Source organism: Amycolatopsis circi, from assembly GCF_003385235.1.
Classification (GTDB): domain Bacteria; phylum Actinomycetota; class Actinomycetes; order Mycobacteriales; family Pseudonocardiaceae; genus Amycolatopsis; species Amycolatopsis circi.
In genome coordinates this window covers 43,457-54,985 of the sequence record NZ_PQIA01000056.1, presented here as the reverse complement: position 1 = coordinate 54,985, position 11,529 = coordinate 43,457, and the positions used below count along the sequence as shown (strand labels likewise).

Sequence of the window (11,529 nt, the reverse complement as noted above, 5' to 3'; positions counted from 1 at the left end):
AGTCCTGGTGCAGCGACCGTCCGATCCGACGGACAATGCGAGCCCGTCCGGTGCCTCGGCGCTGGCCGGCGCGCTGCTCACCGCGTCCGCGCTGGCCGGGCCGGACCAGGCGGCGCGCTACCGCGACGCTGCTGAACTCGCGTTGCGCCGCGTCGGGCTGCTCGCCGCGCGGGTCCCTCGCTTCGCTGGGCATTGGCTGTCCGTGGCGGAGGCGGCGCAGTCCGGACCGGTGCAGGTCGCGGTGGTCGGCGCGGACCGTGCGGAGCTGGTGACCGCCGCTGCGCAGCACATCCACGGCGGCGGCATCGTGCTCGGCGGCGAGCCGGATGCGTCCGGCGTCCCGCTGCTGGCCGACCGGCCGCTCGTGGACGGCGAGGCGGCGGCTTACGTCTGCCGTGGCTACGTCTGCGAACGCCCGGTGACCGCGGCGGACCAGCTCATCGCTCAGCTCTGACGAATTCCGCCCCTGGTGAACGCGGTACCCGGCCGGATGGAATCAGCGTAGCTTCAGTAGTGGCGTAATCATGTAATCAAGGATGGTGGACGTCATGGGGCGAGGTTGGAAAGGCCGGGGCTGGCAGCAGGCCGAGGCGCCGTCGGCGGACGACGCGGCGGCGTGGTTCGGCGGACGGCTCCCGGACGGCTGGTTCACCGGTGACCCGGAAATCACCGTGGACCGCGAAGAGATCCTGATCGTGGGCGAACTGCCCGCGCTGACCGGCGATTACGCCGACGACGCGGCCCGCGCGGCCGCCGAGGACGGGCGGATCAGCCGGTTCCGCGAGGAAACCCGCGACGAGCGCATCGAAATCGCCCGGCAGGCAGAGCACCGCTACCAGCGCAAGGTGGCGTGGGGCGCGAAGCTGGGCGGTACGACGGGGCACTTCACGACGCTGTCGGTGCCGGTGATGACCCGGCTGCGGCAGCCCGAACGGCTGGTCCTCGACACGCTCGTGGACGCCGGTGTCGCGCGGTCGCGGTCCGAGGCGCTGGCCTGGGCGGTGCGGCTGGTCGGCGAGCACGCGGACACGTGGCTGACCGAACTGCGCGAGGCGATGACCAAGGTCGACGACCTGCGGTCGAAGGGGCCCGACTTGGGCTGAGCTGCGGGACTTCCTCCGCTGCGGCAGGCTGGTGGCAGCCTGCTGTATCGGAGGAACCGTGGACGTCCCTGCTGTGCCCGCGAAAGTGGATCCGGACGCGTTGACCGCAGTCCTCGACGGCCGCTGGGCCGGGTTGAAGCGCGACGTGCGCGCGCAGATGACCGAGGAGACGTTCCGGGACACGATCGGCCTCGACGTCGAGGCGCATCGCGTTCAGGTGCTGGACCAACTGCGGAAACTCGCCGAAACGGATCGCCCCGCGCTCGGTTTCGACGCCGCGTACGGCGGGCTGAGCGACGTCGGTGGGTCCGTGATGTCGTTCGAAATGCTCGGCTACGGCGACCTGTCGCTGATGGTCAAGGCCGGCGTGCAATGGGGCCTGTTCGGCGGTGCGGTCCAGCTGCTCGGCACCGCGTCGCACCATGAGAAGTACTTGCGCCGCATCATGAATCTGGACCTGCTCGGCTGCTTCGCGATGACCGAGCACGGCCACGGGTCCGACGTCCAGCACCTGCACACGACCGCGACGTACGACCCGGCCGCGCGCGAGTTTGTCGTGCACAGCCCGGATCCGGGCGCCACCAAGGAGTACATCGGCAACGCAGCCCGCGACGGACAACTCGCGGTGGTCTTCGCCCAGCTGATCACCGGCGGCGAATCCCGTGGCGTACACGCGTTCCTGGTCCCGATCCGCGACGATTCCGGTGCTCCTGCTCCCGGTGTCACCATCGCGGACTGCGGCGTGAAGGCGGGCCTGAACGGCGTCGACAATGGACGGTTGACCTTCGACAAGGTCCACGTGCCAAGGGAAGCGCTGCTGAACCGCTTCGGCGACGTAGCCGAGGACGGCACCTACACGAGCCCGATCGAAAGCGACGGTCGCCGGTTCTTCACGATGCTGGGCACGCTCATCCGCGGCCGCGTGAGCGTCGGCGGCAGCGCCGGATGCGCCACCCAACGCGCCCTGACACTGGCAGTCCGCTACGGCGACCTCCGGCGGCAGTTCCAACGCTCGGACGGTGACGAGGTAGTCATCCTCGATTACTTGGGACACCAGCGAAAGCTGCTGCCAGCTCTGGCGAAGACCTACGCGCTGCACTTCGCGCAGGAGGAACTGGTCGCCGCCCTGCACGACATCGCCTCGGATGCGCCGGAGGAAAAACAGCGCGAACTGGAGTCCCGAGCCGCAGGCCTGAAAGCCGCGAACACCTGGCATGCGACCGCGACCATCCAGACGGCCCGCGAAGCCTGCGGCGGCAGCGGGTACTTGTCGGAGAACCTGCTGGCCGGGTTGAAAGCCGACACCGACGTCTTCACCACCTTCGAAGGCGACAACACCGTGTTGTTGCAGCTGGTGGCGAAGGGCTTGCTGACGCAGTACAAGGAACACTTCGAAGACCTGAGCCCCCTCGCGACGGCCCGCTTCGTCGCCGAGCAACTGGTGGACACCGTCATGGAACGCTCAGCCGCGTGGCGGTTCCTGGAACGACTGAGGGAGTCTGACGACGCTTCGGTGCTCTTCGACCGTGAGTGGCAGCAGCGTCTCTTCGAGGACCGTGAAGAGCACGTGCTGAGCAGCGTGGCCAACCGTCTCCGCGGAGCTGCTTCGGATCCCTTCGGCGTCTTCAACTCCGTACAGGACCATGTGCTGCTCGCAGGCCGCGTACACGTGGACCGGTTGATCCTCGACGCCTTCGCCCGCGCTATCGACGCCTGCCCCGACCCGGACGCGGCGACGCTTCTCTCGCGGGTGTGCGATCTGTACGCCCTGTCGACGATCGAAGCGGACCGCGCGTGGTTCCTGGAACACGGCCGAATCTCCGCAAGCCGCTCCAAGGCGGTGACCGCTGCGGTTAATGCGCTGTGCGGGGCTTTGCGGCCGCATGCGCGGACGTTGGTGGACGGGTTCGCTGTTCCGGAACAGTTCCTGGACGCGCCCATGCTGAACGGCTGAAATCAGTACGTTCGGAGAGGTGTCTGAACTCTTTGGAGAGCACGCCGAGCGATACGCCGACTATGCCGAGAACAGCGGCCCGAACGCGCACTACGACCGTCCGGCGATCCTGCGCCTGGCTGGTGGTCTAGCCGGAAAGCAGGTCCTGGAACTGGGTTCCGCCGGCGGTGGCCTGACCGCACAACTGGCCGCCGCCGGCGCCGAGGTCCTCGGCCTGGACCGGGGTGCCGATCTGGTCCAACTCGCCAGGAAACGATTGGGTGCCCGCGCCAGGTTCGAGACCGCGGACCTGAACGAACCGCTGACCATGGTGCCGAGTGCCTCGACGGACGTGGCGGTGGCGTCGCTGGTCCTGCACTACCTCGAGGATTGGGGTCCGCTTCTGGCGGAACTGCACCGCTGCCTGAAACCGGGCGGCACCCTGGTGTTCTCCGTCCACCACCCGATCACCGGCTGGCTCCGCTCGGATCGCACGGACTACCACCGCGTCGAGCTGATCAGCGAAGACTGGGACTGGAACGGAAAGACGGTGACCGGGCGGATGTACCGCCGCCCGGTGTCGGCGGTCTTCACGTCGCTGCTGGAAGCCGGATTCGCGATCGACGCGGTGGAGGAACCGCAACCGACTCCGGGAGTGGAGGACCCGGAACTGGACAGGATCTTGCGGACGACACCGGTGTTTCTGTACGTGCGCGCGGTTCGCTAAGAGTGCTTCGCCAACCAGATCGCGACGAAGCGCTCATGGGTTCTTCTCGATACGAGGAGTGCGGCGACAGCGATTAAGCCACGTACGGACTGTGTGGCAATCGCTCGATCAGCTCGGCGCGAAGGCTAGCAGCGGTTTGCCCCGCCCGTCAGGGAGCGACAGCGTGGAACGCGATGCGTTCGATCATCGCGTCCAGCCCAGCTTCCAGCGCCGCGGTGCTGCGCTGGGCCTGCGCGAGGAGCAGGCCGCCCTGCAGCGCGGCCATCGTCGCCAACGACAGGCGGTGCGGGTCGGCGTCGTCGCGCAGCACGCCCCGGTCGAGCATGTCCTGCAGGCCGTCGCGGATCGCATCGGTCCACTGGGTGAAGCCCTCCGCCAATGCGGTGCGCGCGGCAGGGTCGTGTTCAGCGAGTTCGCTGGTCAAGCTCCCGAGCGGGCAGCCGCCGCGGCAGTCGAGGTCGTGTTCGATCTGCACGATCGCGTCTCGCCAGTCCCGCAGCGCCTCGAAGCTGTCCAGGCGGGAGAGGAGCACTCGCTGTCCGGTCAGGATGCGGGCCGTCTGGAACTCGATCACCGCGCGGGTGAGAGCGCTCTTGTCCGCGAAGTAGTGGTAGATCTGCGACGAGCTGACCCCGGCCGCGTCCCGGACGTCGGGAGTGCTGGTGCCGGCGACGCCGCGTTCGAACATCAACTGTGCGGCGGCGGCGACGATCCGCTCACGCGTAACGAGCCCGCGGGTCGTCCGTTTCGTCGCGCCGGCGCCCTGGGCAGCCGGGGTCACGGTCTCGCTCACTCCTGCAGGATACGGGTGTCAGCCGAAACTGGATTTGACTATCCAGTTCCCTATCGGTACTACTGGATAGAGCAATCCAGTTTGAGGCTCGACCCCTGTCCCGTGAAGCACCTCCCGCGTCCGAAAGGCTTGACGTGACCACCATCAACAGCACCATTGCCGAGCGGTTGTCCACCCTGCACGAGGGCCTCGCCGGTCAGCTGCCGGCCGAGGCCCTGGCGGCTTTCGGCGGCGAGCAGGCGGAACTGGACGCGGCCGGCTTGCCCGAGGGCGTGCTCGCCGCAGGCGCGGCGATGCCTGACGGAGAGCTGCTCGACGCTCACGGCAACCCGGCGACGCTCGAATCCGCCCGGAACGGCAGGCCCGCTGTGGTCGTGACCTACCGAGGCGCGTGGTGCCCGTACTGCAACGTGGCGCTGCGCTCCTACCAGGAACAGCTCGTGCCCGTGCTCGCCGAACGGGGCATCGAACTGATCGCGATCAGCCCGCAGAAGCCGGACGGCTCGCTGTCCATGGCGGAGAAGAATGAGCTGACCTTCACCGTGCTGTCCGATCCCGGCAACCAGATCGCCGCCGCTCTCGGCGTGCTCACCGCCCCGACCGAGAGCGTCCGCGTCGCGCAGGCGGCTCTCGGCCTGGACCTCACCGCGGCCAATGCCGACGGCAGCCATGGCGTACCGATGCCGACGGTCGTCCTGGTCGACGCCGAGGGCACGATCCGGTGGATCGATGTGCACCCCAACTACGCCACTCGCACTGAGGTCCAGGAGATCGTGACAGCGCTCGATCTGCTCTGAGCGCCACGCCCTCGTTCCGGAGAAGCAGGCCCGTCGCCGCTTCGGAAACGACTCAGGCCGCCTCCAGGAAGCGTGACGGCCTGGAGACGGCCTGAGAAAGGCAAACCCCAGCTAGGCGTACATCGCCAACCAAATCGCGATGTAATGAGACACCGCGGCCAACACCGTGCAAGCGTGGAAGAACTCGTGGTACCCGAACGTCTCCGGCCAGTGATTCGGCCACTTCACCGCGTAAAAAACCGCCCCCACGGTATAAAACAGACCGCCCACGCAAAGCAGCACCAACGCCGCAACCCCGGCATGGCTCAGCAGTTCCGGCAGAACGAACACCGCGACCCACCCGAGCGCGATGTAGATCGGCACCCCCAGCCAGCGCGGGGCATGCGGCCACAGCATCTTCATCGCCACCCCGAGGACCGCGCCGCCCCAGACGATGCCTAGGACGATGTATCCGGTCGGCTTCGACATGGCCAGCAGGGTGAACGGGGTGTACGTGCCGGCGATGAAGAGGAAGATCATCGAGTGGTCGGCGCGCTTCATCCACTTGTACGCGCGCGGGCTCCACAGCCTGCGGTGATACAGCGCGCTCACGCCGAACACGCCCAGCACGGTCAGGCCGTACACGGACGTCGCCAGCGCGGCTACCCCGGAAACCGTCGAGGCGGCGAGGCAGATCAGCGTGGCGGCTCCGGCGACCGCGCCGAAGAACGACCAGAAGTGGATATGGCCGCGCAGCCGGGGGCGGGTGTCCTCGGGGACGGCGGGGGGCTCGGTCTTCACGCTCACCGTCCCAAGGTTACGGAACCGTAGGTTTTTTGCCAGCCTCCGTGGCGCGTCACACCCCTGAAGCGAGGGTGCGTACGCTCGGGCGACGTGAGCCTCCGGTCCTTCATGTCCGACGTTGTCTACAGCATCTACAGCCGCCGGCTGATCCAGCAGTCGGCCGGTCGTCATCCGCGGCATATCGCCATCATGCTCGACGGCAATCGCCGCTGGGCGCGCGAGGCCGGGTTCGCCGACGTGGCCGACGGGCACCGCGCCGGGGCCAAGAAGATCGCCGACTTCCTCAGCTGGTGCCAGGAGGCCGAGGTCGAGGTCGTGACGATGTGGCTGCTCTCCACCGACAACCTCAACCGCGATCCGGACGAGCTCACCCCGCTGCTGAAGATCATCACCGACGTCACCGACGAACTCGCCGGGGCCGAGGTCCCGTGGCGGTTGCGCATCGTCGGCGCGCTCGACCTGCTGCCGCTCGAGGTGGCGCAGAAGCTCACCGCCGCCGCGGCGCGGACCGAGAACCACTCGGGCATGGAGGTGAACATCGCGGTCGGCTACGGCGGACGGCAGGAGATCGCCGACGCCGTCCGCAAACTTCTCCTGCAGCACGCCGACGAGGGCACTTCGATTCGCGAACTCGCGAAAATCCTCGACGTCGACCACATCTCGGAACATCTGTACACGTCCGGTCAACCGGATCCGGAGCTGATTATCCGAACGTCCGGTGAACAGCGGCTTTCCGGATTTCTGCTCTGGCAGTCCGCGCATTCGGAATTCTGGTTCACCGAGGCTTACTGGCCGGCATTCCGGCGCGTCGATTTTCTCCGCGCGATGCGCGACTACGCCTGGCGGCATCGCCGGTTCGGAGTCTGAGCGGCGAACCGGCCCGGCGGACCCACCCGGCCGGGCCGGTTCGCCCCGGGCCGCAGACGCCGCGAAGGCCCCGGAGCCGGGCTCCGGGGCCTTCGCGCCAAGACGGCTCAGCCGTGGTGGTGCTCCATCGAGTGGGCCACCAGCGCCGGGGTCAGCGCGATGCCGGTGTAGGCACCCGCGACCAGCGAAGCGGCACCGTAGCCCAGCGCGCCGCCGCCCTCGATGAAGGTGGCGTAGGCGTCGCCGAACGTCGGGTCCGGGGCACCCTGGGTCGCGGCCGGGGAAGCGAACGCCGTCCCGCCGATCATCATCAGACCCGCGGCGGCACCGGCGACAATTCCAGCCTTCTTCAGCACTTCGCACACTCCTAGGTAGAGATACTGGGATTCGGGGCACCGGAGTGTTCCGGTGGTGTGTCCCGCAGTGAGTAAATTACCCCCGAATGGCCTCTAGCGAATGGTGCGTACGCCCATTGTGTGAGCGCTTGAAGGCCCAGTTCACTCGGTACGGTTCAGTGTCCAGGACGCGAAATGCATTCTGGTCTGCTCCGTGGTACAAGGCCTTTACCTGGGAATTGCCTGCACTCGGTGATTAATTTTCCTTGATCATCCTTCTGTGCGACCCCCTGATCGCCGGACCCTGTGACGCTGAGTGAGCACTGTGGACACTCTGTTTCGGGCGACCGACGGTGGGATGACGAATCGGCGAATCACCTGTGTGGCTGCCTGCACGACGGGGCGGACGTAGGTACCTTCCGGGATAGAGGACTCGCGTTCCGTGCGGGTTCTCGCGGGAGGCCCTGGTCGTGGCGTTGATCGAGGGGGCGGCTCAGCCGCCCACGAGATGCACGAGGGGGCCGGCACCCGGCCCTCGTGGCCGTGCCGCCTGACGCAGCCAGCGTCAGGGAGTGCGGACCCAGCCAGGGAGGTGCCCGGCCCAGCGAGTGCGGGCGTGGGGTGCACACGCCCTCGAGGGAGATGCCGTCGTGACTGCGCAGCGTTCACCCCGCAAGGCCTCAGGCCGTTCTTCGACCGGTGCCCCGGCGCCGGAGAAAGCCTCGATCTCGCCCGAATCCCCACGCATCACTTATGTGCTCGACACGTCGGTGCTGCTCTCCGACCCGTGGGCGGTCACCCGGTTCGCCGAACACGCGGTGGTGCTCCCGCTGGTCGTCATCAGCGAACTGGAGGCCAAGCGCCACCACTCCGAACTGGGCTGGTTCGCCAGGGAATCCCTCCGGCTGCTGGACGACCTCCGGCTCAAGCACGGCAGGCTCGACGCCCCGATCCCGATCGGCGACCAGGGCGGAACCCTGCAGGTGGAGCTGAACCACACCGATCCGTCCGTCCTCCCGGTGGGCTTCCGCACCGACTCGAACGACCACCGCATCCTCGCGTGCGCGCTCAACCTCGCGACGGAGCGACCGGCGGTCACCCTGGTGACGAAGGACATCCCGCTGCGGGTCAAAGCGGGCGCCGTCGGGCTCACCGCGGACGAGTACCGGGCGCAGGAGGTCACGCCGTCGGGCTGGACGGGCATGGCGGACGTGGACGCTCCCCAGGAGCTGATCGACGCGCTCTTCTCTGGCGGTTCGGCGGATCCGGCGGAATTCGGTCTCGGCGAGGTGGGCGAACTGCCGTGTCACACCGGGCTGCGGCTGCTCGCTGGCAGCTCCAGCGCGCTCGGCCGGGTCACGGCGGACAAGCGGGTGCGGCTGGTGCGCGGCGACCGCGAGGCGTTCGGCCTGCACGGCCGCTCGGCTGAGCAGCGCGTGGCGCTCGACCTGCTGCTGGACTCCGACGTCGGCATCGTCTCGCTCGGCGGGCGCGCGGGCACCGGCAAGTCGGCGCTGGCGCTGTGCGCGGGCCTGGAGGCGGTGATGGAACGCCAGCAGCACCGCAAGGTCGTGGTGTTCCGCCCGGTCTACGCGGTCGGCGGCCAGGATCTCGGCTACCTGCCCGGGTCCGAGAGCGAGAAGATGCAGCCGTGGGCGCAGGCGGTGTTCGACACGCTCGGCGCGCTGGTCAGCCAGGACGTGCTGGACGAGGTGTTCGACCGCGGCATGCTCGAGGTGCTGCCGCTGACGCACATCCGGGGCCGCTCGCTGCACGACACCTTCGTGATCGTGGACGAGGCGCAGTCGCTGGAGCGCAACGTGCTGCTGACCGTGCTTTCGCGGCTCGGTTCGGCGTCGCGGGTGGTGCTCACGCACGACGTTGCCCAGCGGGACAACCTGCGGGTCGGGCGGCACGACGGCGTCTCGGCGGTGATCGAGAAGCTGAAGGGGCACCCGCTGTTCGCGCACGTGACCCTGACGCGGTCGGAGCGCTCGCCGATCGCGGCGCTGGTGACCGAGATGCTGGAGGACCACGGCTGATCTAGTCGTGAGTGGCAATCACGGTTAGAACCGTGATTGCCACTCACGAGGCCCTACCAGCCCGCAGGCAGCGGACGCCCCTCGGCAAACCCCGCCGCCGACTGCACGCCCAGCAGCGCACGCTCGTGGAACTCCTCCAGCGTGCGCGCACCCGCGTACGTGCAGGACGAGCGCACACCCGAACAGATCGAGTCGATCAGGTCCTCCACGCCGGGCCGGGTCGGGTCCAGCGCCATCCGCGACGTGGAGATGCCCTCCTCGAACAGCGCCTTGCGGGCACGGTCGAAAACGTTGTCCGTGCGCGTGCGGGCCCCGACGGCGCGCTTCGACGCCATCCCGAACGACTCCTTGTACGGGCGGCCCTGCTCGTCGTACCGCAGGTCGCCAGGAGATTCGTGGGTCCCGGCGAACCACGAGCCGACCATCGCCGCCGACGCGCCCGCGGCCAGCGCCAGCGCGACGTCCCGCGGGTGTCGCACGCCGCCGTCGGCCCACACGTGTTTGCCCAGCTCACGGGCGGCAGCAGAGCATTCCGCGACCGCCGAGAACTGCGGGCGGCCGACGCCGGTCATCATCCGCGTCGTGCACATCGCGCCGGGGCCGACACCGACCTTGATGACGTCCGCGCCCGCGTGGATGAGATCGCGGGTGCCCTCGGCGGTCACGACGTTCCCGGCCACGATCGGCACCTTCGGCGACACCGAACGGACCGCCTTGAGCGCGGCGATCATCTTTTCCTGGTGTCCGTGCGCGGTGTCGACGACCAGCGTGTCGACGCCCGCAGCGAGCACCGCTTCGGCCTTCGCCGCGACGTCGCCGTTCACGCCGACCGCGGCGGCGACCCGCAGCTTGCCCTGAGCGTCGGCGGCCGGGGTGTAGATCTCCGAACGCAGCGCGCCCACCGCGGTGAGGACGCCGGCGAGGCGACCCTCGGCGTCGAGGCCGAGGGCGAGCCGTCCGCCGTGGCTGTGCAGAAGCTCGAAAACCTCGCGCGGCGGCGTGTCCAGCGGCACCGCGACCATGGCGGGCTCGGCGACGTCGGCCAGCCGCGCGAAGCGGTCGACACCAGCGCAGGCGGCTTCGTCCACGACACCGACCGGATTGCCGTCGCCATCGACGATGACGACCGCGCCGTGCGCTCGTTTGTGCACGAGGTTGAGGGCGTCGGCCACCGCGTCGCCGCCGGTGAGGACCAGCGGCGTGTCCCAGACGGCGTGGCGGGACTTCACCCAGGAGACGATTTCGGCCACTGCCTCGGTGTCGACGTCCTGCGGAAGCACGACGAGCCCGCCGCGGCGAGCGACCGTCTCGGCCATCCGCCGCCCGGCGACGGCCGTCATGTTGGCCACCACCAAGGGAATCGTCGCGCCGGTGCCGTCCACAGTGGACAAGTCGACGCCGAAGCGGGATTCCACGTCCGAACGGTTCGGCAGCAAGAACACGTCGTCGTAGGTCAGGTCGTGAGCGGGCACATGCCCATCCAGAAAGCGCACGAGTCCCCAGGCTACGTGGCTTGCGCGCGAGACGCTAACCCGGCGTGGCACGTGGAACAATGGCGAGGTGGACAGCCGTGATCGCGACGACCAGGGACGAGCGCGCAACGCCCGCCCGCGTGATGGTCTGGGCCGCCCGCTGCCCTACGGCGCCGACGGCGTGCCGCGCCAGCCCGAAGGCGTGCAGCGGACCCCGGCGGAGACCCTGACGGAGGCGCAGGACCTGCTGGACTCCGGCCGCCCGTTCCACGCCCACGAGGTCTTCGAGGACGCGTGGAAGGCGACGGACGGCCCGGAGCAGGAACTGTGGCGCGGCCTGGCGCAGCTGGCGGTAGGGCTGACGCACGCGCTGCGGGGGAACGGGAACGGGGCGGTCGCGCTGCTGGAACGGGGTGCGGAGAATATCGCGCCGTTCCGAGACGAGCCTCCGTATGGGGTGGATGTGGCCGGGCTGCTGCAGTGGGCGCAAGCGCTTGCGGCGGAGGCTCGGGAACGGGTTCGAGTGGTTCCGGAGGTTCCTCGGCTGGCCCGGTAGCCAAGAGTTGATCCCTGCGTCCAGCGGCGTGGCTCGGGGCGGCTGAACGCTCTCACGGCGTGTCGCAAGTCGGGCAAAGCTGGTCGCAAGCGTCTGCCGTTCGGACCTATCGTCGGCCGTG

The 11,529-nt window shown here is 68.8% G+C and carries 11 protein-coding genes and 1 pseudogene; 8 read left to right on the top strand and 4 right to left on the bottom strand.

What is annotated here, in order from left to right; genetic code table 11:
- From D0D37_RS23555 to D0D37_RS23540, 4 genes and pseudogenes are all read left to right on the top strand, one after another.
- Positions 1-454 (top strand): annotated as a pseudogene (locus D0D37_RS23555) (N-acylglucosamine 2-epimerase); the annotation flags it as partial.
- A 94-nt stretch (positions 455-548) separates the two neighbouring features.
- Complete coding sequence (locus tag D0D37_RS23550) at positions 549-1,103, top strand: hypothetical protein (RefSeq protein ID WP_116202732.1); 555 nt, start codon at positions 549-551, stop codon at positions 1,101-1,103.
- Between the two features lie 58 nt (positions 1,104-1,161).
- The gene (locus tag D0D37_RS23545) at positions 1,162-3,057 is read left to right on the top strand and encodes an acyl-CoA dehydrogenase family protein (protein WP_116202731.1); all 1,896 of its coding nucleotides are present in this window, start codon (positions 1,162-1,164) and stop codon (positions 3,055-3,057) included.
- A 19-nt stretch (positions 3,058-3,076) separates the two neighbouring features.
- The gene (locus D0D37_RS23540; protein ID WP_116202730.1) at positions 3,077-3,763 is read left to right on the top strand and encodes a class I SAM-dependent methyltransferase; all 687 of its coding nucleotides are present in this window, start codon (positions 3,077-3,079) and stop codon (positions 3,761-3,763) included.
- A 148-nt stretch (positions 3,764-3,911) separates the two neighbouring features.
- On the opposite strand, the gene D0D37_RS23535 is transcribed toward D0D37_RS23540, so the two are convergent.
- Complete coding sequence (locus D0D37_RS23535; protein ID WP_244223642.1) at positions 3,912-4,556, bottom strand: TetR/AcrR family transcriptional regulator; 645 nt, start codon at positions 4,554-4,556, stop codon at positions 3,912-3,914.
- A gap of 134 nt (positions 4,557-4,690) precedes the next feature.
- Between D0D37_RS23535 and D0D37_RS23530 the strand changes: the two genes are divergently transcribed.
- Positions 4,691-5,353, top strand: coding sequence for a peroxiredoxin-like family protein (locus D0D37_RS23530; protein WP_116202729.1), 663 nt, complete (start codon positions 4,691-4,693; stop codon positions 5,351-5,353).
- 111 nt (positions 5,354-5,464) lie between these two features.
- Here the strand turns inward: D0D37_RS23530 and trhA are convergent, their stop codons facing one another.
- Positions 5,465-6,139, bottom strand: a complete 675-nt coding sequence (gene trhA, locus D0D37_RS23525; protein ID WP_208720107.1) for a PAQR family membrane homeostasis protein TrhA — start codon at positions 6,137-6,139, stop codon at positions 5,465-5,467.
- A 105-nt stretch (positions 6,140-6,244) separates the two neighbouring features.
- Here trhA and D0D37_RS23520 point away from each other — a divergent pair, with 105 nt between their 5' ends.
- Positions 6,245-7,003, top strand: coding sequence for an isoprenyl transferase (locus D0D37_RS23520; RefSeq protein WP_116202728.1), 759 nt, complete (start codon positions 6,245-6,247; stop codon positions 7,001-7,003).
- 107 nt (positions 7,004-7,110) lie between these two features.
- Here the strand turns inward: D0D37_RS23520 and D0D37_RS23515 are convergent, their stop codons facing one another.
- A complete protein-coding gene (locus D0D37_RS23515; protein ID WP_037367894.1) occupies positions 7,111-7,359 on the bottom strand; it encodes a hypothetical protein in 249 nt (82 codons plus the stop codon).
- A gap of 734 nt (positions 7,360-8,093) precedes the next feature.
- Here D0D37_RS23515 and phoH2 point away from each other — a divergent pair.
- Positions 8,094-9,380 (top strand): RNA 5'-3' helicase PhoH2, encoded by a 1,287-nt coding sequence (gene phoH2, locus D0D37_RS23510; RefSeq protein WP_116202727.1) that lies wholly within the window; start codon positions 8,094-8,096, stop codon positions 9,378-9,380.
- Positions 9,381-9,433: 53 nt separating this feature from the next.
- Here the strand turns inward: phoH2 and guaB1 are convergent, their stop codons facing one another.
- Complete coding sequence (guaB1, locus tag D0D37_RS23505) at positions 9,434-10,873, bottom strand: GMP reductase (RefSeq protein WP_116202726.1); 1,440 nt, start codon at positions 10,871-10,873, stop codon at positions 9,434-9,436.
- A 67-nt stretch (positions 10,874-10,940) separates the two neighbouring features.
- Here guaB1 and D0D37_RS23500 point away from each other — a divergent pair, with 67 nt between their 5' ends.
- On the top strand, positions 10,941-11,408 hold the full coding sequence (locus tag D0D37_RS23500) for a DUF309 domain-containing protein (protein WP_116202725.1): 468 nt from the start codon (positions 10,941-10,943) through the stop codon (positions 11,406-11,408).
- The last annotated feature ends 121 nt before the right edge of the window (positions 11,409-11,529 follow it).